Origin of the sequence: Limosilactobacillus walteri (assembly GCF_014830205.1) — a bacterium.
Lineage (GTDB): Bacteria > Bacillota > Bacilli > Lactobacillales > Lactobacillaceae > Limosilactobacillus > Limosilactobacillus walteri.
The window spans coordinates 13410-36890 of record NZ_QORN01000022.1 but is presented as its reverse complement, the minus strand read 5'-3'; the positions used below and the strand labels follow the sequence as shown (position 1 = coordinate 36890).

Below are 23481 nucleotides of genomic sequence, written 5' to 3'. Positions count from 1 at the left end.
TTGATTACTGAAAAAGCTCCCGGCAAATTATATATTGCCGGTGAATACGCTGTTGTTGAGAATGGTTATCCTGCAATTTTAGTTGCATTAGATCAATTTGTAACCTGTACTATTGAGGAAAGCACGGCAGAAGTCGGCCAGATCATTAGTCGACAATATAATAATGACCAACTTTCTTGGCGAAGATTAGGAGATCAAATGGTGGTCGACAAGCGTGATAATCCTTTCTCCTATATTCTTTCTGCCATTAAAGTAACAGAAGAATACGCACGGACATTTAGTCGGGATTTACGAATTTTTAACATTCATATTGATAGTCAACTAGATAGTGCAAATGGGCGAAAATATGGATTAGGTTCATCTGCTGCAGTGACTGTCGCCACCGTTAAAGCCTTATGCCATTTTTATAATTTGCCTGTTGATAAGGATCAAATTTTTAAATTAGCGGCAATTGCGCATTTTGAAGTTCAAGGAAATGGTTCTTTAGGAGATGTAGCCGCATCTGTGTACGGCGGTTGGATTTCATATCATTCATTTGATCGTCAATGGCTTGCTCAACAACGAAAGTATCTTGATTTAAAGACCATTATTGACTTGCCATGGCCTGATCTCAATATTGAATCACTAAAAGCACCACAAAATCTTGAACTATTAATTGGTTGGACAGGCAAACCAGCCTCAACATCCCAGTTAGTGGATAAAATTTCTCTTTTTAAGGCACGGCGACAAAATGAATATCACCTTTTCCTCGAAAAAAGTAAGGCCTGTATCCAACGGATGGTTGATGGTTTTCACCGTCAAGACCTTGAAACGATTAAAAATGAGATTCGTTACAATCGTAACCTATTAAAGCAACTTGGCACCAATTCTGGCGTTAACATTGAAACGACTGCCCTTGAAAAGCTTTGTCAAATTGCCGAATCATTTGGCGGCGCAGCTAAAACTTCTGGTGCTGGCGGCGGTGATTGTGGAATCGTTGCGATTGATAGTAATACAAATTTCGGGAATGTTCTAAAAAGTTGGGCAAAAAATCATATTGAACAACTTCCCTTATCTGTTCATTTTATTGATAGCGCAAAAAGCTTAAAGTCATCGGTTAAAAACCACCTTACCTATCTTAAATAAATCAGAAGGAGGCTCTATAATGGAATCACGTCATGCACAACGCAAAAATGAGCATCTTTCTTTAGCCGCTAAATACTATGATCAAGTTCACCGTCATTATTTTGATCAGGTGCGGCTAATTCACGACAGTCTACCTGAAATGTCTACTGATGATGTTGATCTTCATGTTCAGCTAGCTGATAACCTCAAAATTGAAAATCCTTTTTACATTGAAGCAATGACTGGCGGGAGTGAGCAAGCATTAAAAGTCAATCGCCAACTTGCCCAATTAGCTCATAAACACCATCTTGCAATGGCAACTGGTTCTTTAAGTATTATTAGCAAAGATCCGCAAGCATATGCTTCTTTTGATGTTATTCGGGAAGAAAATCCAGATGGCATAATTTTTGCTAATTTAAGCGCTAATGCAACTCTTGACCAAGCTCAAGAAGCTATTTCCCTGTTGCACGCCGATGCCCTAGAATTACATATCAACGCTGCACAAGAACTAATTATGCCAGAAGGTGACCGTGATTTTAATTGGCTTGATAATATTCAATATCTAGTCAGCGAACTAGATATACCAGTTATCGTTAAAGAAGTTGGTTTTGGTATGAGTAAAACAACAATTGCTAAACTTCAAACTCACGATGTTCACTTAATTAATGTTAGCGGTCGTGGCGGCACTAATTTTGCGGCAATTGAAAACCGTCGTAATCATGATATTGATTTTGCGAGTCTTCTTGATTGGGGTCAAACAACTCCTGAAGCTTTATTAGAAGCCCATTCTAGCAGGCGGGGAAAAACCGAGATAATTGCATCGGGAGGAATCATTTCACCGCTTGATGTTATTAAGGCAGGTGTTTTAGGGGCCCGAGCTGTTGGAGTTGCCGGATATTTCTTAAATGTTTTACAACGCGACGGCTATGAGCGATTAGACCAAATACTTAGTGAATGGATAGTTATTGTAAAACGCCTACTCGCCCTCCTCGGCTGTGCTTCATTTACCGATCTCTCTCGGGTTGATTATGTTTTAGGCACTGATTTATTATCATATGCGCGTCAACGGCATCTTCGCTAGCCTAATCAATTGAATTTATTGTTAAGATTGATACAATTAACTTAACTACTGTATTTTGGATGGTGATTAAAGTGAACAAGATTAATTGGGGCAAATCAATTAAAGTCGGCATTACTGCTGGCTTAGTAGCGGGATTAGTAAAACTTGGCTGGGAAAACATCCTTCCCCCGCGTACACCAGAACGAAATCAAACAAATCCGCCACAAAGATTATTAGAACAATTTGGTGTTCCCGCATCAATCACCCATGCTACCTACACCTATTCAGGACAACAACTGCCATGGGTAAGCTACCTTGTCCACTTCAGCTTTTCTGCTGGTTTCGGTGTTATTTATAGTGTTGGTGGTCAATTAGCACCGTGGATTAAGAAAGGAAATGGAGTGCCATTTGGGATTGCCGTGTGGGACTTTTTCCATCTTAAATTAATGCCGATGATGGGAACTGTTCCGCCAGCACGTGAACAACCAATGGAAGAACATATTTCTGAGTTTCTTGGTCATGCTATCTGGATGTGGACAATTGATGCAATAATTAAAGCTAAGAAATAACAAAAAAGAGTTGAAAAAGTATTTAGATTAATGCTTTTTCAGCTCTTTTTCGATTATTTACCTTTGAAATAGTGAACTTCAGATAAGAAATCTCCAGTATGTGTTGGGTCACGGAATAGACCAACATTCATCAACTCATCACCGCCATATGTTTGATCTGTCATCTCATCATGGTAATCAATCGTTGGATCAAGTCCCGCCATTATGGTGTTATTAATTTCAAAACGGTTCGTATGCAGTTGCTTAAACATGAATAGCAACGCTTCAGATTTATCAGGACTAACAAATTCCCATGCAACCGTATTACTGTCAAATGGACTTTCAAGGCGAATGAAGTCTCCATATTGGATTAAATGACGATGAGCCTTATAGAACTTTATCTGCTCCTTAACCATTTGCCGGTCTTCTTCAGTAAGCTCGGCTAAATCTAACTCATAGCCAAAAACCCCACTCATCGCAACATCCCCACGCATCTTAAAACTCGTTGACCGACCCGTTTGTTGGTTTGGTGAGACAGAGACATGAGCAGTCATTGATGAAATTGGATAGACTAATGATGTCCCATATTGAATCTTAAGCCGTTCAACCGCATCAGTATCGTCTGATGGCCAACTTTGCGGCATATAGTACAAGATACCGGCATCAAAGCGCCCGCCGCCACCAGAGCAGCCCTCAAAGAGAATATTAGGATAACGTGTTACAAGCCTTTCCATCAAGTCATATAAGCCTAAAATGTAACGATGGCTAACTTCCCCTTGATGTTCTGCATCTGCAGTACTTGAAAAGACTTCCGTTAAATTACGATTAAAGTCCCATTTAATGTAATCAAGCGGTACTTCATCCAGGATTTTGCACATTTGGTTAAAAATATTATCAACAACTTCTTTTCGACTAAAATCAAGAACGAGTTGATTTCTTGAAAGTGTCATTCCCCTATTTGGTTCATGAAGCGCATAATCCGGGTGTTCTTGATATAGTTTGGAATCGATCGAAATCATCTCCGGTTCAAACCATAATCCAAATTTAAGGCCATTTTCATGGGTGCGATCAGCAACTCGCTTAAGGCCTCCAGTAAGTTTTTGCTTGTTAACAAACCAGTCACCAAGCGATGAATTATCATCATTACGGTGACCAAACCAACCATCATCAAGAACAAACATTTCGATACCTAAAGGTTTTGCCTCATTAATAATTTGGTCGAGCTTGTCATCGTCAAAATCAAAGAATGTTGCTTCCCAGTTATTAATAACAATTGGCCGATCAGCATATTGATATTTTCCACGTGCTACACGATCACGGAGCAGGTTATGGAAGACTTGTGACATTCCATTTAATCCTGCTTGACTAAAGCCCATAATTGCTTCTGGCGTTTGAAAGTTTTCTCCTGGTTCAAGTACCCAATCAAAGTCATAATCATTAATTCCGGTTAATAAACGGATTTGATCAATTTGATCTTTTTCCAAAGTAAATTGGTGGTTACCAGAGTAAACTAATAATACGCCAAGTGCATTCCCTTGAAATTCATCAGTATCTTTATCTACTAAAGCCACAAACGGATTCATGTGGTGAGAACTTGAATTCCGCCGACTTGAAAATTCAGTAATTCCCCGTCGTAATTCTTGCCGTTCTGGTTGCCGTTCTAATGCATATTGCCCTGGTACTGAAATCACATCATAATCATGCTTTGTTAAGTCTAACTGCATCGAGGCAATTTTTTCAACATGGATCTTTTGGTTGCTGGTGTTAATCAAACGTGCATTGCGCGTAATAACCGGTCGTTCATTATAAATCGTATAAGTTAAAACTAATTGAACATCTAACGTTTTATCTACTAAAGTAACTTCGAGGGTCTCTGCTTCTTCGTCACTCTTAACATAAGAAGCTGGGAGACCTGGCAACTTTGGCTTCCCTGCTAAGATTTTATACGATTGGTAGCGAAAGTCGGTCAAACGGGAACCATTTTCAGCCCGAATAACAATTGCTGGTACTCGATAGTCACCCGTGTTGTTACCAGAATACTCTTGAAGTAAGTCATCTTTAGAGTATGTCCGATCCATTGATTCTGGAAGATTTCCTGAAAATCCTCGATCAACGCGTGGATAGCAACGTTCCCCATGGTAATTTCTAATCGCTGGACCAAAGTATAAGTGGCTTAATATATCCCCTTCCTCGATTGAAAAAAGGTAGGAAATTTTTTTATTTTTTAAGTGAAATACTCGCTGTTGTTCATCAAATTTAATCATGACTAGCAACCCCTTTCGTAATATCGATTATATGATAAACGTTTATCTCACTGCGGTCAAGCGCTTACATAGATACTATAGCTACCTTTTACCGTTATCAAGCCTTACTAAACGTTTACTAAAATATGGTATGATATTAACAAGTTTAACGGGAGGTTATCAACATGGTCGGGATTAGAAAAATTGCTAAAGAAGCTGGTGTCTCACCAGCAACAGTATCACGCGTATTAAATAATGACTTGTCATTTTCTGTTAGTAAACAAACTAAACAGCGCATTAAAGCGGTAGCTAACAAATATCACTACATCCCCCAAGCGAATAAACGGGTTTCTTATCCTCAAAAACAGCTCTCATTACTCGTAATTACTACCCATTCCCTTGATGCCGAATCACATGATCCCTATTTTGCCCAAGTCCATGATGGGATTGTCCAGGAAGCTTCAAAACGAGGGATGCAAATTAAAGATTTTCTCCGTTTTCCTAATAAACAGTTTCAAATCACTGACGCTCAAAAATATGACGGCATTATAATCGCTGGAGTATTTGCAAAAGAGTTCTACGCTGATTTACATACTGTTAATTCTAATATTGTTTTAATTGATGAATATCGTTACTTACCTGCCTATGACATAATTCGTAATTCATATTTTGATGAAACACAATTAGTATTATCTAAATTATTAGCTAACGGGATTAGTAATATTAGCTTTATTGGCGGAAAAATCAAACCAATGAAAATAACAGGTGCAAGTACGGATACTTACCAAGATATTCGTACTAAAGCTTATTTAATGTGGATGAAAGACCATAACCTTACTCCCCAGCTAGCCCTTAACGGTTGGGCACCTAAGGATGGCTTTCAAGCAATGCAAGCCTTGTTACCACAGGCCCCCCAAGCAGTTCTTATTGCAAGCGACCAATTAGCAATCGGAGCATACCGAGCAATTAACCAGTGTGGCAAGTCGATTCCAAATGACTTACAAATTATCAGCTACAACGATTCTAATATTGCGGCATACCTGGTTCCTTCCCTGTCATCAATCAATCCCCACAGTTCAATGATGGGCCGAATCGCAGTTCAACGATTAGTCAATCGCATTTATCACCCTCACGAATTGCCAATTCATCTTAATTTACCTGCTGGCATTACATGGCGAGAAAGTTCAGTAATTAATTTGTCAAAGTGAAACGTTTTATATCTAAAAATCGCCAAATTCGGGTTGTGATACCGCTTACTAAGGTTTATACTCAAACATGGTTATCAGATTGATAAACGTTTAATTTAATTGAATGAGGTTTTTAATTATGCAATTAGGAAGTATTGAAGCCGGCGGTACTAAATTCGTTTGTGCCGTTGGTGATGAACATTTTAATGAAATTGACAAGAAGATTATTCCCACAACTACCCCCGATGAGACTCTCAGTGCATGTATTGCCTTCTTCAAGCAATACCCAGACTTAGCTGCCCTTTCAATCGCCAGCTTCGGCCCGATTGATACGAATCCGGCTAGTGAAACGTATGGTTATATCACTGATACGCCGAAAGCGAAGTGGCAAAATTGTAATTTTGTCGGAATAATGACCAATGCCCTAAATATTCCAATTTATTGGACTACTGACGTTAATGGGTCGGTGTACGGTGAATATGTAAACTTAAAGGATAAGTACGATGACCCCGCCCTTGTTTATTATACGATTGGGACTGGTGTTGGTGCAGGCGCAATCCAAAATGGACGCTTTATCGGTGGCATCAGCACCCCGGAAATGGGGCATGTTCGTTTACAACGCCACCCAGCCGATATGAACTTTACTGGTATTTGTCCATATCACCACGACTGCCTAGAAGGATTAGTATCCGGTCCTACTTTTAAAGCACGGTTAGGAATGAGTGGTCAAGATGTTCCTGATAATCATCCGGTTTGGGATGTTTTAGCTTATTACGTTGCCCAAGCTGCTGTTCAGGTTACTGCTATTCTACGGCCCCAAAAAATTATCTTCGGTGGAAGCGTTTCGCGTCCTGCTTTCTTAAAGCGGGTTCGCAAGCAATTTACTATGCTCTGGAATGACTACCTTCCAGTTGGTACAGTTGATGAATACATCATTAATCCCTCCGTGCCAGGAAACGGTTCCGCAACACTTGGCAACTTCGCATTAGCTAAAAAACTCCTTGAAGCAAATAATTAATAAAAATCGCAGGACAACATTGCACCTATAAAATATGCGTCCTGCGATTTTTTTATTTCCATAAATAATTTACTAGGCCAGCTTTAGCCATGCCATTAGCAGTCGTTTCTTGCAAAACCTTTGCCGAATTTGCTAATGACACTTGTTCCCTAGCATTAAGCGGTAGTTCAATTACCTTACGTATCCCCTGCCGATTAATCACTGCTGGTGTCCCCAGATAAATATCTTTTTGACCATATTCGCCATTCAAATAGACACTTACCGGTAAAACAGCGTTTTGATCATCCATGATTGCTTTTGTTATCCGCGCTAATGATGTTGCTACCCCATAATAGGTTGCACCCTTACGGTTAATAATATCGTAAGCCTTATTTCGAATCTGATCTTCAATTCTTTGTAACCGTTGGATTGAAATGCCCATTGTTGCCGCATAATCCAATAGTGGAATTCCGCCAATCGTTGCGCAAGAGTAAGCTGCAAATTCGGAATCACCATGTTCTGCTAGCATATCAACGCGAACATCACGTGGATCAACCTTAAACTCTTTGCCTAAAGCTACTCGTAACCGTGCCGAGTCCAACGAGGTTCCTGACCCGATTACTTTATTTGCTGGAAAGTCAGAAATTTTTTGGACAGCATACGTTAAGATATCAACTGGATTAGCCGCAACTAGGAAGATTCCCTTAAAACCAGTATTTACAACTTCTTGAACAATTTCTTTCATGATTTTAAGGTTCTTTTCTACTAACTGTAGACGCGTTTCACCAGGCTTTTGTGCTGCGCCAGCACAAATAACAACAATATCAGCATCCTGGCAATCCTTGTATCCGCCTGCACTTACACTCACTGGGGCGGTAAATGGTGTCGCATCTTCTAAATCAAGCGCATCCCCCATACTTCGATCAGGCTTTTTATTAATAATCACTAATTCATTTGCTAATCCTTGCTGAACCACACTAAAAGCATAAGCCGATCCCACTAAACCGTCGCCAATTAAAACTATTTTCCGTTTTTGCTTTGTTATCATTCTCAAACTCTCCCCATTTTACCCTACATAAAAAGGTGTGCATAGATTGGAACTAAAACATCCATGGCCAGTGAAACAATTACAACCGCCACGGCCGCCATTGCTCCTTGAATTGAACCAAGTTGAACAGCCTTTGCTGACCCCACGGTATGACCTGCTGATCCGAGACCAAGACCCGTTCCAACTTTTGAAATTTTCTTTAATCGGAACACCTTAATCAAGAATTCAGCTAACGCGTAAATAATAACTGCGTTAAGGATACATGCCATGGCTGTTACGGCTGGATCACCACCGATTCCTTTGGCAATTGGCATTGCAACAGCCGTAGTAGCAGCTTGTGGTAACATGGCAGCCGTTGAAACACGCGAAAGAGCAAAGATCTTAGCAGTTCCCTGGATTAAGAAAAGCGAAATAAAGCCCCCCACAAATAAAGTTAAAATCACATCAAGCCAGTATTTCTTAAAAATATCATTTCGTCGATAAAGAGGAATCGCAAATGCCATCGTTGCTGGATTTAAGAACCAAAAAATCAAATTTCCACCCGGAAGGTAAAATTTTTTGTAAACTGCTGCTGTAGTCGATCCAATACACTTAGCCCAAATTGCCAGAATAATAATTCCTAATACCATTCCAACAAGCAACGGTGTAAAAAGGAAGAAACCATTACTAATCTTAAAAAGCCACATTCCAATTAAATAGACAAGTAATGAAATAAAAATTCCAGTAAATGGTAACGTAAGGTTGGTAATAAACACGTTTGCCATGATCAATTCTCCTCCTTCTGCTTCTTAAATAATTTATGATGAACACCAATAAAGAAAGCCCCAACATAAGCAATAACTGCTAATAAGATAATAGTTGAAATAATAATTACAATAACATCCTGTAAGCCTTCTTTTCGCATTAAACCTAAGCTTCCGGCAAGTTGAATTCCTGATGGAACAAATAGGAAAGCAATTAAGCCAATCATAAAATCGCCAAATTTCTCAACTTGTTCCAGCTTAACAACATGACACGCTAATAAAATATAAAGCAAAATCATCCCAATTAATGGTGTTGGTACAACAAAACTTTTCGGAAATAAATTAGAAATTAATTGTGAAACAAATAAAATTGCAGCGAAGATTCCCATTTGAACTAAAATGGGAGCATCCTTCTTCTTTTTGTTGTTATCCATAGTTAATCCTCCTCAAATAAAAATTGCTCAGAAATTAACGTTAACCTCATTTACAGTTATATTTTAGTGGCTATTTATCTTTTTGTGTCCGCTTTCAGGTTCAAATAACCCAAATTCATTCTGAGATGCCCTCGTTCTCTCGTGAAATACCCCACAAAAAAATCCGTCTAATAAACTCTCATTAAACGGATTTTGATTGATTAAAGCCCTAAAGCTCTTTTTGTTGTTGCTACATAAGACCGACTAACAGGAATTTTACTCCCCTCACTCAGGGTCAGTTCATATGTATGATTGAAACTTGGTTGCAACTCAGTAACCACATCTAAATTTACGACAAAGCTACGATGAACTTGAAGAAAATGGCGAGGATCCAATTGCTGTAAGACATTAGCTAATGTTTGCTTACTGGTAATTTTATGATGGTCAATAGTCCATATATCCAACGTTCCTTGCGATGCTTGAATAAATAACACACGTTTCTTTTGCAGGACAATTGTCCGTTCATCATTAGGAATTAATAAGCGTGGACTGTAGGACCGTTCCACATTTGCTGAGGTTTTACTAAGCGGTTTCAATTTAGCCACGCGTTCAATCGCTTCGTTAATCCTTTCCGCCCGAAATGGCTTAAGGATATAATCAACCGCATCCGCCTCAAACGCTTTAATTGCATACTGATCATAGGCAGTCGCAAAAACAATATGAGGCCGACTGTTAGTAGCTTTCTTTATCCGCTCAGCAAAGGCAATTCCATTACCATCTGCCAATTGAATATCTAAAAACACCATATCTGGCTGATTATTCTTTATTTGCTCCTCGGCATCTTGAATCCCCTCCGCCTCAATAATTTCTGTTACTTTATTATTTTCTTGCACAAGATAGTGTAATTCTTCTCTTGCTAACGGTTCATCATCAACAAGCAAAACTTTCATTTTTCTTGAACTCCTTAGTGTGATACGGTAGCGAAATCTTAACAACAGTCCCTGCATCATCGCTATTAATTTGCAATGCGCTATCTTGATCGTATAATCCGATCAACCGTTGATTTAAATTATAAAGCGCATTTCCATTTCCCTTTTGTGATATAACCGGCTCAGTACCGATTTTTTTAATCAAAGAAGGCCTTATTCCGGTACCATTATCCGTGACTTGAATTTGTAGTCGTCCTTCTTCTTTTTTTATTATTATTTCGACAACATTATCCTTTTTGCGCGAACCGAATGCATGCTTAATTGTATTTTCAACCAATACTTGAATGGTGAACGGCGGGAGGTAGGCATCATCAGGAACGCTTTGTTTAATCGTTACCCGATACTTATTTGGAAACCTGGTTTGTTCTAACTCAAGATAAGCATCCACTTGGTTTAGCTCCTGCTTTAATGAAATCTCGGTTGCCCGCGCTCCAATCAGATTTGCACGGAAATAAGTGCTTAATTGGAGTAATAACTCCCGAGCTTTTTGCCGATCATGACGGAGAATCGCCGTAATGGTATTGATTGCATTGAAGAAAAAGTGCGGATTTACCTGTGCTTGTAGTGACTTGATTTCGGCATCACGGACTAACTGTGCTTGTACTTCTGCCTGGCCTAATGCGATCTGATTAGTAAAAATTTCGCATAAACCTGTCGCCAGTTGAATTTCCACGGGAGTTAAGTGCCAACGATCTACATAATACATTTTTAGCGTACCAATTACCGTCTCATCAACACGTAAAGGGGCAACAATCGCTGCTTCAAGCGGACAATTCGGTTCTTTACAGCCGATTAGTTTACTGTGATCAGCAATTTCAATCTGGCCGGTTTTAATCACTTTCATTGATAAAGTTGTTTCAAGCGAATTTCCTGGAATATGGTGATCGCTACCTGCCCCGACATGGGCCAAAATATGTTCGCGATCCGTAATGCTTACTGCATCAAAATTTGTATATTTTTTAATTATTTTCACAATGTTTTGGGCAGACGATTTACTTAAACCTTGACGAAAGTACGGCAAGGTTTCATTCGTTAACTGTAAGACAGAATGCGTTTGTGTCGCCCGTAACTCTTCTTCTTGGTGCAAGTACATTGAAATGATTGAAAGAAAGATTGATGTTCCTAATGAGTTAACAAGAATCATCGGTAACGCAATATACTGAACTAGAGACCATCCCGTTGGACTAAAGAAGAGAATAAACGCCATTTGAATACTCTCCATCAATAAGCCAACAATAAAACCATGCCATGGCGTCATTACCTTAAAGTAGCTTTGCCGATCATGGTATAAAAAGCCCGAAAGAAAACCAATTAAAACTGAACTCGGAATATAAAACCAGCTTTGGAATGCGATCCCTGCTTGAATAATCCGGTGCATTCCTGCAACAATTCCAACTAAGCCACCAACCCACGGACCACCAATGATTCCTGCAACAGAAACTGCAAGGATTCGCGCGTTAACAATTGAGTCGTTTGCCGAAATGGCTGTCAGAATAATTTTATCATGCAGCTGATTACTAGCATCAATCTCAATCCCTGTCATATTTGCCATAATGGCAAATATTGAAAACAAAAGAACTAATTGGATCTTGGCGTGAATAGTTTGATTAAACAGCAATTGCCGAAAAAAGGGCACACTAACTAAGAGAAATGCCAAAATAATAATCAGACCGACACGCTCAGCCATTAAAATTGTCAAATACATCATCTTAATTTTGGGTCCCCGTATTAATAACTGGTTGCGTTCCACGTTCACTAATAATTGCGACCATAATATTATTAATTATTTGAAGACGCTGGTCATCAGTCAAGTTAAGACCAGCTTCTTTATTTAGACGGTCAATAGCATCTTCGGTAATTGAGACCGCCCCTTCAACGATTATTTTTCGAGCCGATAAAATTGCAGAAGACTGCTGCTTTTGTAACATCGCACTAGCAATCTCAGTAGCATATGCTAGATGGGTGAGTCTCGTCTCAATAATCTTTACCCCGGCGACATCCAATCTTTCCTGCAATTCCGCTGTTAGACGTTCAGAGACCTCGGTGGGATTACCGCGTAATGTAATAGCATCTTGATCTTCAAAACTGTCGTAAGGATATTCGCTTGCTACGTGCCGAACTGCAGACTCACTTTGAATTTGAACAAATTGTTCATAATCATCAACCGAAAAAAGCGCTTTGGCAGTATCGACCACTTTATAGACAATAACAGCTGCGATCTCAACCGGGTTTCCCTTTGAATCATTAACTTTTAAGATCTGGCTATTAAAGTTACAAACCCGCAATGAGACAGTTTCCTTATTCGTAAATGGAATCGTCATAAATAAACCAGCATCACGAATTGTCCCGATATAATTACCAAAAAAGGTTAACACTTTGGCTTCATTCGGCTGGATAATCGTCAAAGATGTACTAAATAACACTACAATTACCAAAAGAATACCGCCAAGGGTTAGAAAGAAAGGCATCTTACCATTAATACCAATAAAAATTAACCACAAACTAAGCAAACCGATAATAATCGCACAAAGCAATCCAAGATAACCATTAACGTGTACTGCTGTCTTTTCTTTCATTTGTCATTTCCCCCTTGCCTTAAAACCGAAGTCCTTTGGGATAAAAATTTTTCACCGTCTTATCAACCACCTTGCCAAAACCGCAAGTATGGTGCTCACACACTAACAAATACCAACCGTTGGGAACAACATTATTAATTCCGATGACATCTCCATGAACATACTGTTGCCATTGTTCTTTACTAATTTCAATCACTCGCTGACTACTACTTGGTAAACTAGCAAGCGCCCATGCCAATGCAGGTTCAAAGCGGTTTTTCTTAAATGTCCCCAGATGGAGGCCCGGACGTAATACATTTAATCCATCCAAATAGTCAGTATCCATTTCTGATGGCAAATCGTACAACTGGTCACCAAATAAAATTAATTGCTGCGACTGGTAATCAGGAAAAACAAGGACCCTAAACTTTTCAAATAACCCTAATTGGTCTTTATCTGGTCGTACTACTGATGATTTTTTTCGTTTATTTTTCTTTTTTCGTTTTTTTATTGTAAGGTCTTGGGGAGAACCGTTAACCAATTTAGCAATGAAATGTCCTTCTCCTTTAATATGATGAGGAAATAGACGAACAGCATTTACTAAGTCAGCATTCCCATCAGCCCATTCCGGACGACCGTCGTCCATTCCCATTGACTTTTCAATAGGAACAAGTTTTAGCGTAGGATAATTTTTAAGCAGCCAGGCAATGTTCTGTTCATCTTCTTCTGGAGCAAAGGTACAAGTTGAATATACCAAGGTCCCACCCGGTTTTAACATTTTCATTGCCGAATCAAGAATCTTTTGCTGGCGATTAGCACATTCCCGCGGATAGTCCGTTGACCAATACTCTATTCCGGCAGGTTCTTTTCTAAACATTCCTTCTCCAGAACAAGGGGCATCGACTAAGATTCGGTCAAAATAGTGAGGAAACTGCTTTTCAAGGTCAGCAGGACTTTCACTGGTTACAACTGCATTCTTTGCTCCCCACCGTTCAAGGTTCTCTGCAAGGATTTTAGCGCGCTTAGGAAAGATCTCATTTGCAACTAATAAACCCTTATTGGCCATTTTAGCAACGAGGTGGGTCGTTTTACCACCGGGAGCAGCACAGAGATCTAATACTCGTTCTCCAGCCTGGGGAGCGACTACTTCCCCGACAAACATTGCTGACGGCTCTTGACTGTATACCCACCCCGTAACATGATCAAGTGATTTACCATTTATCTGCCCATAATAACCAGTAGGGACATATGGTACTTTGCCAGTAGCCCTAGCAATTGTTGCGGTTGGTTGACCATTCTTTAACGGGTTTTCCCGAAAACCGCCATAACTCGGCTGTGCTAACGCGGACAGAAATTCATCGGCTTCTGCCCCCATTAGTTTTTTGTATTTTGTAACAAATTCATTCGGTAGTTGCACGTTATTACGCTCCTCTATAAAGTAATGTCTTTATTGTAACTTATTTTATTAATTTATGAGACAAAATGCTTGGCAAAGGCTTAACTTTTTGTTAAAAATGTTATAATTGTATTTTATAACTGACATAGAAAGAAGAGATATGGTAATGAACAAACATCTAATTGCGCTTGATCTTGATGGCACAACATTAAATAACCAATCAAAATTAACCAATGAAACAATTGCGACTCTTCGGGCACTGGCACGTGAAGGTCATATTGTTAGTATCATTACCGGGCGACCATATCGGATTGCCCAACATATTTATGATCAAATTGGCATTAAAACTCCAATGGTAAATTTTAACGGTGCCCTTACTCATATTCCTCATGAGCACTGGGACAAAGAATACGAGGTCGAATTAACTCGCGAACTTGCTCTTGACCTTCTTGCTAATCGTGAGGCCCTTGGAATTAACACGATTACCGTTGAAAACAAGCACCATGTATGGGCAAATAAAGCAAGCAATGACTTACCAGAGTTTCTCCCTAACAAACTAAGCAAAGATCAATTGCTTACCCCCGCTAATTTAATTGAAAAGCCAATTGCCTTAACGATCCAATACCAGCCTGAACACCAAGCCGATATCATCAAGGCCGTTAATGAAAAGTATGGAGATTTTGTTGAACCTCGAGTATGGGGTGGTCCATACAACATTTTAGAATTGATTCATCGTGGTACGCATAAGGAATCAGGAATGTTCTATATTGCCAAACAATATCAGATTGACCGCCAAGACATTATTGCATTTGGCGATGAGCATAACGATTTTGAAATGTTAGATGCTGCTGGCCGAGGCGTTGCAATGAATAATGCCATTCCTGAACTCAAGAGCATTGCTAATGATGTTACTCCGATTGATAATGACCATAATGGTTTAGCGAAATACTTACGTGATTATTTTAAAATTGCAATTTAAAAAGCTAGGGACAGATAGCGGTGCTACCTACCCTAGCTTTTTGTAGTTATTCTAGTCAACTAATTTACCGACTACAGGGATGTCTTTTAACACTGTTTCCATATGAATAGAACGAGGCATCGCAGAAGTCAAGTCGTGACCAGCAAGGTTTCCATGGTGTTTACCATCCTTCCATACAGGTACGTTCGAAACATCATAAACAATACCTTTAACAGCAACGTATGCAGGATGTCCATCTCGACCATCGAACTTAGCAAGTTCGGTTGTTGTAAATGTTTTTTCTGCCATTAAAACTTCACCTTTCTATGATTCAAGAATAGCTAGTAATTCTATTTTAATTCAAAAACTATTCAAATGCATTAATTATTAGACCTTTATTATTATCAAAGTATTAATTTTTTAATTAAGTATTACACAAATAATTTACTTTTCTTTAGGAAAATGGCAAGGACCTTATGATATAAGTAGATTAAAGTTATTTTTAAATATTTTGTGAACTATACTGGTAATTAGTAAGTCTGAGAAAATCATGAGAATGAAAATTTTTCACTTCCAAACCACCTTTTTGTCAAGCCCAAACTCTCCTCCATAAAATAATTTATAACTAAAATGAGAATATTAATTACATTAGTTTCAAAAATTGTTATAATAAAAGGCGAAGGTGATTCTGCAATCACTTTCGCCAACATACTTCTACTGTGGATCATTGATGTTGTCATGTCATCAATGATCCTCTTTTATTTTACAGCATTCGTATTTTTCTGCAATAAATTTTCAAAATTATTCCAGCCGTTTACTAAAACTATTTCAAACAGCTTCGGTCTAGTGGTAATTTAATTGCGATAACTTTATAATAATCAATGTAGTCAGTAGGAATCATTATACTGAAAGCGGGTCTAACAATGTATAAAGTACTTGTTGCAGATGATCACCCGATTGTTAGGATGGGCGTTAAAACCCTCGTAGATCAGCAAGAAGGTTTCAGCGTAGTAAGTGAAGAAGCAAATGGCATTGATGTTGCAATGCGTGTTGAACAAGGCGATATCGACATCATCATTATGGATTTGTGTATGCCCCCAGGAGAGAATGGGTTAGTGACAATAAAAAGAATCCATGAACACCTTCCCAATATCAAAATCATGGTTTTTTCAATGCATAGTGAATCTGAATTTATCAATCATGCAATCTATAACGGCGCAATGGGTTATATTTTAAAAAGTTCAGCCACCAGTGAACTTATTCATGGCTTGAAGCAAGTAGCTGACGGTGAGAAATATCTTGATAATAACATCATGGTTACTAAAGAAGATCTTCTAACAATCAAAAGCGGTCCCACTCACCTTGATATTGACGAGTATCTTGCTCTTTCAGGGCGTGAGCGAGAACTATTGCCCTTAATAGTTCTGGGCTATACTAATAAAGAGATTGCGGCAAAGCTGTTTATCTCTACCAAAACTGTTGAGGCTCACAAAGCCAACATCATGCATAAACTTCATCTTAAATCACATGCCCAATTAATTCGCTATGCTTTCCATCATCATTTAATTAATATATAAAAGCGGGATTAACCGTCGTGACAGACTCTATCGCCTGTTAACAAACGGCTACTTCCCGCTTATTTGTTACTAATTGTTTTATCGAAATTATTTAATAAGGCTGCAACCTGTACCTCAACTACATTATTTGAATTAAAGCGGGCAAACACTTCCGCTTCGGTCAACAAGCGGCGAACTGTTGCAGAATCTTTGCCAAGTTCGATCGCGTTATTTGCTTCTAATAGCTTAATCCGGGGCAAAAAATATGTGACATGATTACTTGCACAAATCTTTGTAGTCGTCTCAAGAACACGATTACTTACAACTAACCGTTTATTAAGGGCATGATATTCGGCCGCATAATACATCATGGTAATAATACGCAAATAATAGTTCCGTGAAGCACCTTCTAAGTCTTCATCCGCCTTTGAACGCAGAAATGAAATAACTTTAGAAAAGAAAAAGTCAGCATGTTCCATTGAATTTTGCCGTGCATATAATATTCCAGAACCAAGATAAGCCAATGGTGAATAGATTGTCCGATGTTGTTCATCTAATTCGTCTAGGATCTTCGTGAAGTTAAACAAACTTGTTGAAGCATTATTGTTAGTAAGAGTATAAATCATCCCTTTTAAATAATAATACTGCATCTTATCTTGTGGTGACTTCAAATCAGCAAGATGAATCTTCTTGAGCTTGCTAACTGCTTGTGGAAAATGCTCAATCATTAGCGACAATTCAATTTCATCAAGAAGATTGCGAATGTAGCGGATAGATGAAGTGTTATTTTTATTAAGATCATCAATCGTTAAACCTAAACGATCACAAAGCTGTTCGAGAATTGATAGTGAAGGCACCTGCCCGTTATTTTCAAACTTACTTAAAGTTGATTGAGTGCAAATCCCCTTACTTAAAGCAACTTGTGAATAGCCAAGCCGTTTTCGTTGGTGAACAAAGCGCTTAATATCCATGTCTGCCCCCTATTGTTTTAGCCGTGAATTCCTAATGCAATTTTAGCAAACCTACTCATCCGTGACAAATCCCAAACCGGCTCCCATACGAGGTTAATATTACACTTATCAACACCATCAACTGAAGTTACTGCTTTTGTTATATCGCGATTTAAAATATCACCTAATGGGCAGCCCATTGTCGTTAATGTCATTGTTACGGTACATTCACCATTATCTTCAACTTTAACATCATAAATTAAACCAAGGTTAACAAGATCAATCCCTAATTCTGGGTCAATAACCTCTTCAAGGGCATCCATGACTTTATTTTCAAGTGGTGAGAAAGGTACATCTTTTTCATCAGCCATTTAAATTCCTCCAAACTTATATTTAACTAGGTTACTGCTTATTGCCCGCTAGTTAAAAGTGCTTTTAACCAATCGAACCTTCCATTTCAAAACTAATTAGGCGGTTTAATTCAACTGCATATTCCATTGGCAGTTGTTTAGTAAATGGTTCAACAAACCCCATGATAATCATTTCAGTCGCCTTGGCTTCTGGAATCCCGCGACTCATCAAATAATAAAGCTGTTCTTCAGAAATCTTAGAAACTTTAGCTTCATGTTCCATTGCTACATGGGCATTATCAATTTCATTGTATGGAATTGTATCAGATGAAGATTGGTCGTCCATAATGATCGTATCACATTCAACGTGTGCTTTGGAGCCATCGGAATGTTTACCAAACCGTACTGTTCCACGATAATCAGTTGAGCCGCCCGTTTTGGCAATTGACTTCGAGACAATCGAGCTTGAAGTATTTTTAGCGTTATGAATCATTCGTGCCCCAGAGTCTTGGTGAATTCCGTTACTGGCAACGGCAATGGAAAGCATGGTACCGCGAGCACCCTCACCATTGAGGTAGACGCTAGGATATTTCATGGTTACCTTTGAGCCAAGATTACCATCAACCCATTCCATTGTTGCATTCTCAGCAGCAGCGGCCCGCTTAGTTTCCAAACTATACACATTATCGGACCAATTTTGAATTGTCGTATAACGACAATAGGCATCTTTACATACATTTACTTCTACGACAGCAGCGTGCAGACTATCCGAAGAGTAATTAGGAGCGGTACATCCTTCAACATAATCAACACTTGCCCCTTCATCGACAATAATTAACGTCCGTTCAAATTGTCCTGAATTTTCAGCATTAAGACGGAAATAAGATTGAATCGGCGTCTTAGTCTTTACACCTTTTGGCACATAGATAAATGACCCGCCTGACCAAACAGCTGCGTTTAAAGCCGCAAATTTATTGTCAGTTGGTTGTACTAGTTTGCCAAACCATTTCTTAAATAGTTCTGGATACTCTTTTAAGGCAGTATCGGTATCAGTGAAAATGATGCCGAGCTTTTCAAACTCGTTTTTCATGTTGTGATAGACAACTTCAGACTCATACTGCGCTGATGACCCCGCCAAGTACTTTCTTTCCGCTTCAGGAACGCCTAACCGGTCAAAGGTCCGTTTAAGGTCTTCCGGTACATCTTCCCAGTCACGGAACTTTTTATCTGTCATCTTCTGATAGTAAAGCATGTTTTTTAAATCTAGTTCAGATAGGTCAGGGCCAAATTTGGGCATCGGTAATTCTTGATAGATTTTGTATGCCTTAAGTCGATAGTCAAGCATCCACTTTGGTTCGTGCTTAGCTGCCGAAATTTGCCGCACAGTTGCTTCTGTGAGCCCCCGCCCTGTCGAATACTCAGGTTTCACATCATCATGGAAACCGTATTCATATTGATCATCGTTGTTTATAATACTGGCCGCGTCATTACTCATTCTTTTCTTCCTCCTCACTATCCTTTAGCAGTGCTCGCTGTAATGCCCACCAAGATAGGGTGGCGCATTTTATCCGAGCTGGAAATTCCATAATACTTGTAAGGATCTGGGCATCTCCTAATTGTTTCAAATCAGCATCTGAATGTTTCTTGCCAATAGCCAAATCTGAAAAAGTTTTCGCCATCGCTAATGCTTCATCGACGGTTTTGCCCTTTACAACATCAGTCATCATACTTGCGGAAGCCTGACTAATCGTACAGCCATCGCCTGTATAAGCAATATTATTAATTTTATTATCCTTAACCTCGACTTGTAAATTAATCGTATCGCCACAAGTCGGATTGTGCAGGGTCATTGTATTTGTAGTCGTTGATAATGCACCCTTGTTATGCGGATGATTTGCGTAATCGAGGATAACTTCACGGTATAACCCATTTAACTTAGATAGTCCCAATGTTAAAGAACTCCTTTGTTTCGTTGATCGCCTTAATTAATTGATCAGCGTCTTCTTTCGTATTATAAAAATAAAAACTAGCACGAGCAGTCGCTGTAACCCCAAGTTCTTCCATTAATGGCTGAGCGCAGTGATGTCCCGCCCGCACGGCAACCCCGTCCATATCAAGCGCAGTGGCAACATCATGGGGATGCAGACCCTTGATATTAAATGAAATTACCCCGGTATGCTTTTGCGGTAATTGCGGTCCATAAACCTGAACATCGGGAATTGCAATCAACCGGGGTAAAACATAATTTACGAGTGATTGTTCTTTACGTTGAATATTTTTCATCCCAACATGCGATAAATAATCAACGGCAGCACCAAGACCAACTGCTCCCGCAATATTTTGCGTCCCTGCTTCAAACTTAAATGGAATGTCCGCCCAAGTACTTTGATCGCGATGAACATCATTAATCATCTCACCACCATACTGATATGGGGGCATGGCGCGTAACAGGTCAGCTTTGCCGTATAAGACACCAATTCCCATCGGACTCATCATTTTATGTCCCGAAAATGCATAGAAATCAACATCCAAATCCTGAACATTAACAGGCATATGGGGAACAGCTTGGGCGCCATCACCAACAATAACTGCCCCATGCTGATGGGCAATCGCTGCGAGCTCTTTGAGGGGCGTTACCGTTCCCATAACGTTACTTGCATGAGTAACCGCGACTATTTTAGTCTTATCAGTAATTTTGTGCTTAGCATCCGCAAGATCAAGCTCACCGTCTGCAGTAAGCTCAATATATTTAAGAACGGCCTGCTTTTTCTTAGCAAGCTGTTGCCATGGAATCAAGTTACTATGGTGCTCCATGATTGAGATAACAATTTCATCGCCAGGCTTAATATTTTGTTCGCCGTAAGTTGCCGCAATGAGATTCAAACTATCTGTACAACCCTTCGTAAAAATGACATCATGAGCGGCTGGTGCATTTATAAACGCCTGTACCTTTTGCCGGGCATCCTCATAATCCTTTGTTGCCCGTTCTGCAAGGGTATGTACTCCTCGATGAACATTTGCGTTATCTTGTTCATAAAAATCCGTCAACGCTTTAATCACTTGTCGTGGGCGCTGGGCGGTCGCAGCATTATCAAGGTATACAAGCCGTTCATCGTTTACTTGCTGATCTAACACTGGGAAATCGCCACTAAAATCATTGATATTGTTGTCCATCAGCCAGCTTCCTTTCTAGAATTGTGATTAACTTATTACGAACTTCGGTTGATGGGATTGCACTTAATACTGCTCCGAGGAATCCACGAATAACCATTCGTTCAGCCTGTGCACGGGGAATCCCCCGACTCATCAGGTAATACATCTGATGCGGGTCGACTGGGCCAACGCTGGCAGCATGCCCAGCTTCAACATCATTTTCATCAATTAATAAGATAGGATTAGCATCTCCGCGGGCCTGATCAGACATAATCAATACACGGTTCTGTTGGTCGGCTTTTGCGCCGTGAGCGCCGTGGATAATTTGTCCAATCCCGTTGAAAATCAATTCAGAGTCCTCCAGAATAACCCCTCGCTGGTTGATTAGTCCTGTCGTGTGTTTACCATGATTAGTAACCCGGTTATTCACCCCTACTTCTTGCTCACGGGTCGTTACCGCAATCATCTTAGAATTTGCGTAACCACCATCACCAAGCAGTTCAGAATCCATATCACCCACGGTATTGCCATCGTTCATTAAACCTACAGCCCATTCAACATGCGCATCACGGCCGATATCTGCTCGCCGCTTAAAGTAAGTATGAGTATGAGGACCAAACTCATCTAATGAAGAAAAGTCGATTTCACTATTTTCCTGTGCCATTAGCTCAATCATCATATTCGCACTGTTTTCATGATCGCCAATTGTTGCCAGATGTTGAATAAATTTTACCCGACTGCCACGGTCGGCAATTACTAAAATATGAGAAATTAATGGTTCTGCCTTTGTACTATCTTGAATTATTTCAGCTTCAATCGGCTTTTTAATTTCAACATTTTTTGGTACATAAAGAAATAAACCGGCATTGAGGTATGCTAAGTGGTATGCCGTTAACAAGTTTTCTTCTGGTTTGATTGCGGTCATAAAAAACTTATTAAATAATTCCGGATACTCGCGAGCCGCCGTAAAAATATCTGTCAGAATAATTCCTTGCTCTTGTAATGTTTGTGGAAGATTAACATGAAGCATTGTCTGTCCTAACTGGGTCACTTTTATTACTTCATCATCGGATGTATCAACTTTTACAAGGCTTGGATCTGATTTAACCCACTTTAAAGGATGCTCCTTCACTAATGGCCATGTTTGAAATTTAAACCGCTGCATCCGGGGCAAACGCAATTTTTCCATCAATTCTCGTGCATTAAGGCGACGCGTCAGTAATTGCTGAGGCTCATTGTTTAGTTGGCTGGCAGCAATTATTTGCTCCTTTGCTGAATTTAATTCTGTCATCAGGACGCCTCCTAATCTTCATCATCGACAAGTTTAATATCTAAGCCTAGTTCGTCACGCAAGCCAGCATAACCTTCAGCTTCAAGTTTCTTAGCTAAATCAGGGCCACCTGTCTTTACGATTCGACCACCCATCATCACGTGAACCGTATCAGGGACAATATAGTTTAATAGCCGTTGGTAGTGGGTAATAATCAACGAGCCAAAATTGGCGCCCCGCATTGAGTTAACACCCTTTGAAACCACTTTCAACGCATCAATGTCAAGTCCAGAGTCAATTTCATCAAGAATTGCGAAACTTGGTTCAATCATTAACAATTGCAGAATTTCATTGCGTTTCTTTTCACCACCAGAAAATCCTTCGTTAAGGTAACGTTCAGTCATCGACTGCTTCATATCGAGTAATTCGAGATTCTTATCAAGTTTTTTAATAAAATCCATTACCGAAATCTGATCATCTTCAGGACGACGTGCATTAATAGCTGCTCGAAGGAATTCAGCATTGGTGACTCCTTGAATTTCAGCTGGATACTGCATCGCAAGGAACAGTCCCTTTCGCGCCCGCTCATCAACAGGCATGTTAATAATGCTTTCTCCATTCAAGAGGATGTCTCCTTGCGTCACATGGTAACTGGGCTGACCCATGATCGTCTGCGATAATGTTGACTTACCGGTACCATTAGGACCCATGATCGCATGGATTTCTCCAGTTTGCATCTTTAAGTTAACGCCCTTAAGGATTTCCCTTTCTGTTTTACTTTCTTCATCTTTTACTGAAACATGTAGGTCTTTTACTTCTAGTGTTGCCATATAATTCATCCTCCTGGCCATCAATATTCCAAAATATTCTTAGTAAATATTATTTGAAATATCTGTATTCCTTTACATTCTTATTATATCCGAATATTAAAAAAATAAAACTAGGCATTTAATTTTATTTC

At 39.5% G+C, this 23481-nt stretch carries 23 protein-coding genes; 7 read left to right on the top strand and 16 right to left on the bottom strand.

Annotated elements, in window-relative coordinates:
• From DTK66_RS06550 to DTK66_RS06540, 3 genes are read left to right on the top strand one after another with little or no spacing between them, the layout of a single operon-like run.
• Positions 1 to 1125 (top strand): phosphomevalonate kinase, encoded by a 1125-nt coding sequence (locus DTK66_RS06550; RefSeq protein WP_153931414.1) that lies wholly within the window; start codon positions 1 to 3, stop codon positions 1123 to 1125.
• A 16-nt stretch (positions 1126 to 1141) separates the two neighbouring features.
• Positions 1142 to 2185, top strand: coding sequence for a type 2 isopentenyl-diphosphate Delta-isomerase (gene fni / locus DTK66_RS06545; protein ID WP_191668154.1), 1044 nt, complete (start codon positions 1142 to 1144; stop codon positions 2183 to 2185).
• Between the two features lie 59 nt (positions 2186 to 2244).
• Positions 2245 to 2733 carry a DUF1440 domain-containing protein gene (locus tag DTK66_RS06540; RefSeq protein WP_153931412.1) on the top strand — a complete coding sequence of 163 codons (489 nt, stop codon included), beginning with the start codon at positions 2245 to 2247 and terminating at the stop codon, positions 2731 to 2733.
• Between the two features lie 53 nt (positions 2734 to 2786).
• On the opposite strand, the gene DTK66_RS06535 is transcribed toward DTK66_RS06540, so the two are convergent.
• A complete protein-coding gene (locus DTK66_RS06535) occupies positions 2787 to 4976 on the bottom strand; it encodes an alpha-galactosidase (RefSeq protein WP_191668150.1) in 2190 nt (729 codons plus the stop codon).
• Positions 4977 to 5140: 164 nt separating this feature from the next.
• On the opposite strand from DTK66_RS06535, the gene DTK66_RS06530 reads away from it, so the two are divergent.
• Both DTK66_RS06530 and scrK read left to right on the top strand, forming a co-directional pair.
• Positions 5141 to 6163 (top strand): LacI family DNA-binding transcriptional regulator, encoded by a 1023-nt coding sequence (locus DTK66_RS06530; RefSeq protein WP_191668149.1) that lies wholly within the window; start codon positions 5141 to 5143, stop codon positions 6161 to 6163.
• A 118-nt stretch (positions 6164 to 6281) separates the two neighbouring features.
• Positions 6282 to 7160: a fructokinase ScrK gene (gene scrK / locus DTK66_RS06525; protein ID WP_153930256.1), complete on the top strand. Its 879-nt coding sequence runs from the start codon at positions 6282 to 6284 to the stop codon at positions 7158 to 7160.
• 52 nt (positions 7161 to 7212) lie between these two features.
• Here the strand turns inward: scrK and DTK66_RS06520 are convergent, their stop codons facing one another.
• From DTK66_RS06520 to DTK66_RS06490, 7 genes are all read right to left on the bottom strand, one after another.
• Positions 7213 to 8187: an L-lactate dehydrogenase gene (locus tag DTK66_RS06520; RefSeq protein WP_191668148.1), complete on the bottom strand. Its 975-nt coding sequence runs from the start codon at positions 8185 to 8187 to the stop codon at positions 7213 to 7215.
• A gap of 23 nt (positions 8188 to 8210) precedes the next feature.
• Complete coding sequence (locus DTK66_RS06515) at positions 8211 to 8951, bottom strand: LrgB family protein (protein WP_191668147.1); 741 nt, start codon at positions 8949 to 8951, stop codon at positions 8211 to 8213.
• Between the two features lie 2 nt (positions 8952 to 8953).
• Positions 8954 to 9364, bottom strand: coding sequence for a CidA/LrgA family protein (locus DTK66_RS06510; protein WP_153930259.1), 411 nt, complete (start codon positions 9362 to 9364; stop codon positions 8954 to 8956).
• Positions 9365 to 9564: 200 nt separating this feature from the next.
• The gene (locus DTK66_RS06505) at positions 9565 to 10293 is read right to left on the bottom strand and encodes a LytR/AlgR family response regulator transcription factor (protein WP_191668146.1); all 729 of its coding nucleotides are present in this window, start codon (positions 10291 to 10293) and stop codon (positions 9565 to 9567) included.
• Positions 10274 to 12040 carry a sensor histidine kinase gene (locus DTK66_RS06500; RefSeq protein WP_153930261.1) on the bottom strand — a complete coding sequence of 589 codons (1767 nt, stop codon included), beginning with the start codon at positions 12038 to 12040 and terminating at the stop codon, positions 10274 to 10276. The genes DTK66_RS06505 and DTK66_RS06500 overlap by 20 nt, the downstream gene beginning before the upstream one ends.
• A 1-nt stretch (position 12041) precedes the next feature.
• The gene (locus tag DTK66_RS06495) at positions 12042 to 12908 is read right to left on the bottom strand and encodes an SPFH domain-containing protein (protein ID WP_153930262.1); all 867 of its coding nucleotides are present in this window, start codon (positions 12906 to 12908) and stop codon (positions 12042 to 12044) included.
• A gap of 19 nt (positions 12909 to 12927) precedes the next feature.
• On the bottom strand, positions 12928 to 14304 hold the full coding sequence (locus DTK66_RS06490; protein ID WP_191668145.1) for an RsmB/NOP family class I SAM-dependent RNA methyltransferase: 1377 nt from the start codon (positions 14302 to 14304) through the stop codon (positions 12928 to 12930).
• Between the two features lie 145 nt (positions 14305 to 14449).
• Here DTK66_RS06490 and DTK66_RS06485 point away from each other — a divergent pair, with 145 nt between their 5' ends.
• Positions 14450 to 15262, top strand: a complete 813-nt coding sequence (locus DTK66_RS06485) for a Cof-type HAD-IIB family hydrolase (protein WP_153930263.1) — start codon at positions 14450 to 14452, stop codon at positions 15260 to 15262.
• 51 nt (positions 15263 to 15313) lie between these two features.
• Here DTK66_RS06485 and DTK66_RS06480 read toward each other — a convergent pair whose 3' ends face one another.
• The gene (locus DTK66_RS06480; protein ID WP_153930264.1) at positions 15314 to 15550 is read right to left on the bottom strand and encodes a cytochrome b5 domain-containing protein; all 237 of its coding nucleotides are present in this window, start codon (positions 15548 to 15550) and stop codon (positions 15314 to 15316) included.
• A 614-nt stretch (positions 15551 to 16164) separates the two neighbouring features.
• Between DTK66_RS06480 and DTK66_RS06475 the strand changes: the two genes are divergently transcribed.
• Positions 16165 to 16818, top strand: coding sequence for a response regulator transcription factor (locus DTK66_RS06475; RefSeq protein WP_172971251.1), 654 nt, complete (start codon positions 16165 to 16167; stop codon positions 16816 to 16818).
• Positions 16819 to 16877: 59 nt separating this feature from the next.
• Here the strand turns inward: DTK66_RS06475 and DTK66_RS06470 are convergent, their stop codons facing one another.
• From DTK66_RS06470 to sufC, 7 genes are all read right to left on the bottom strand, one after another.
• Complete coding sequence (locus DTK66_RS06470; protein ID WP_153930266.1) at positions 16878 to 17768, bottom strand: helix-turn-helix domain-containing protein; 891 nt, start codon at positions 17766 to 17768, stop codon at positions 16878 to 16880.
• A gap of 17 nt (positions 17769 to 17785) precedes the next feature.
• The gene (locus DTK66_RS06465) at positions 17786 to 18118 is read right to left on the bottom strand and encodes a metal-sulfur cluster assembly factor (protein ID WP_153930267.1); all 333 of its coding nucleotides are present in this window, start codon (positions 18116 to 18118) and stop codon (positions 17786 to 17788) included.
• 64 nt (positions 18119 to 18182) lie between these two features.
• Positions 18183 to 19592, bottom strand: coding sequence for a Fe-S cluster assembly protein SufB (gene sufB / locus DTK66_RS06460; RefSeq protein ID WP_153930268.1), 1410 nt, complete (start codon positions 19590 to 19592; stop codon positions 18183 to 18185).
• Positions 19585 to 20046, bottom strand: coding sequence for a Fe-S cluster assembly sulfur transfer protein SufU (gene sufU, locus DTK66_RS06455; protein WP_153930269.1), 462 nt, complete (start codon positions 20044 to 20046; stop codon positions 19585 to 19587). The genes sufB and sufU overlap by 8 nt, the downstream gene beginning before the upstream one ends.
• Positions 20033 to 21271, bottom strand: coding sequence for an aminotransferase class V-fold PLP-dependent enzyme (locus tag DTK66_RS06450; protein ID WP_191668144.1), 1239 nt, complete (start codon positions 21269 to 21271; stop codon positions 20033 to 20035). Before DTK66_RS06450 ends, sufU begins: the two co-directional genes overlap by 14 nt.
• Positions 21252 to 22541 (bottom strand): Fe-S cluster assembly protein SufD, encoded by a 1290-nt coding sequence (gene sufD / locus DTK66_RS06445; protein WP_191668143.1) that lies wholly within the window; start codon positions 22539 to 22541, stop codon positions 21252 to 21254. Before sufD ends, DTK66_RS06450 begins: the two co-directional genes overlap by 20 nt.
• A gap of 11 nt (positions 22542 to 22552) precedes the next feature.
• Positions 22553 to 23350 (bottom strand): Fe-S cluster assembly ATPase SufC, encoded by a 798-nt coding sequence (gene sufC / locus DTK66_RS06440; protein WP_153930272.1) that lies wholly within the window; start codon positions 23348 to 23350, stop codon positions 22553 to 22555.
• Positions 23351 to 23481 lie beyond the last annotated feature (131 nt).

What these genes read in the sequence shown, in the direction of transcription:
- DTK66_RS06540 (WP_153931412.1), top strand. Translation starts at nt 2,245, where the DNA reads ATGGTGATTAAAGTGAACAAGATTAATTGGGGCAAATCAATTAAAGTC.
- DTK66_RS06535 (WP_191668150.1), bottom strand. Translation starts at nt 4,976, where the DNA reads ATGATTAAATTTGATGAACAACAGCGAGTATTTCACTTAAAAAATAAA.
- DTK66_RS06530 (WP_191668149.1), top strand. Translation starts at nt 5,141, where the DNA reads ATGGTCGGGATTAGAAAAATTGCTAAAGAAGCTGGTGTCTCACCAGCA.
- scrK (WP_153930256.1), top strand. Translation starts at nt 6,282, where the DNA reads ATGCAATTAGGAAGTATTGAAGCCGGCGGTACTAAATTCGTTTGTGCC.
- DTK66_RS06520 (WP_191668148.1), bottom strand. Translation starts at nt 8,187, where the DNA reads ATGATAACAAAGCAAAAACGGAAAATAGTTTTAATTGGCGACGGTTTA.
- DTK66_RS06515 (WP_191668147.1), bottom strand. Translation starts at nt 8,951, where the DNA reads ATGGCAAACGTGTTTATTACCAACCTTACGTTACCATTTACTGGAATT.
- DTK66_RS06510 (WP_153930259.1), bottom strand. Translation starts at nt 9,364, where the DNA reads ATGGATAACAACAAAAAGAAGAAGGATGCTCCCATTTTAGTTCAAATG.
- DTK66_RS06505 (WP_191668146.1), bottom strand. Translation starts at nt 10,293, where the DNA reads ATGAAAGTTTTGCTTGTTGATGATGAACCGTTAGCAAGAGAAGAATTA.
- DTK66_RS06500 (WP_153930261.1), bottom strand. Translation starts at nt 12,040, where the DNA reads ATGATGTATTTGACAATTTTAATGGCTGAGCGTGTCGGTCTGATTATT.
- DTK66_RS06495 (WP_153930262.1), bottom strand. Translation starts at nt 12,908, where the DNA reads ATGAAAGAAAAGACAGCAGTACACGTTAATGGTTATCTTGGATTGCTT.
- DTK66_RS06485 (WP_153930263.1), top strand. Translation starts at nt 14,450, where the DNA reads ATGAACAAACATCTAATTGCGCTTGATCTTGATGGCACAACATTAAAT.
- DTK66_RS06480 (WP_153930264.1), bottom strand. Translation starts at nt 15,550, where the DNA reads ATGGCAGAAAAAACATTTACAACAACCGAACTTGCTAAGTTCGATGGT.
- DTK66_RS06475 (WP_172971251.1), top strand. Translation starts at nt 16,165, where the DNA reads ATGTATAAAGTACTTGTTGCAGATGATCACCCGATTGTTAGGATGGGC.
- DTK66_RS06470 (WP_153930266.1), bottom strand. Translation starts at nt 17,768, where the DNA reads ATGGATATTAAGCGCTTTGTTCACCAACGAAAACGGCTTGGCTATTCA.
- DTK66_RS06465 (WP_153930267.1), bottom strand. Translation starts at nt 18,118, where the DNA reads ATGGCTGATGAAAAAGATGTACCTTTCTCACCACTTGAAAATAAAGTC.
- sufB (WP_153930268.1), bottom strand. Translation starts at nt 19,592, where the DNA reads ATGAGTAATGACGCGGCCAGTATTATAAACAACGATGATCAATATGAA.
- DTK66_RS06450 (WP_191668144.1), bottom strand. Translation starts at nt 21,271, where the DNA reads ATGGACAACAATATCAATGATTTTAGTGGCGATTTCCCAGTGTTAGAT.
- sufD (WP_191668143.1), bottom strand. Translation starts at nt 22,541, where the DNA reads ATGACAGAATTAAATTCAGCAAAGGAGCAAATAATTGCTGCCAGCCAA.
- sufC (WP_153930272.1), bottom strand. Translation starts at nt 23,350, where the DNA reads ATGGCAACACTAGAAGTAAAAGACCTACATGTTTCAGTAAAAGATGAA.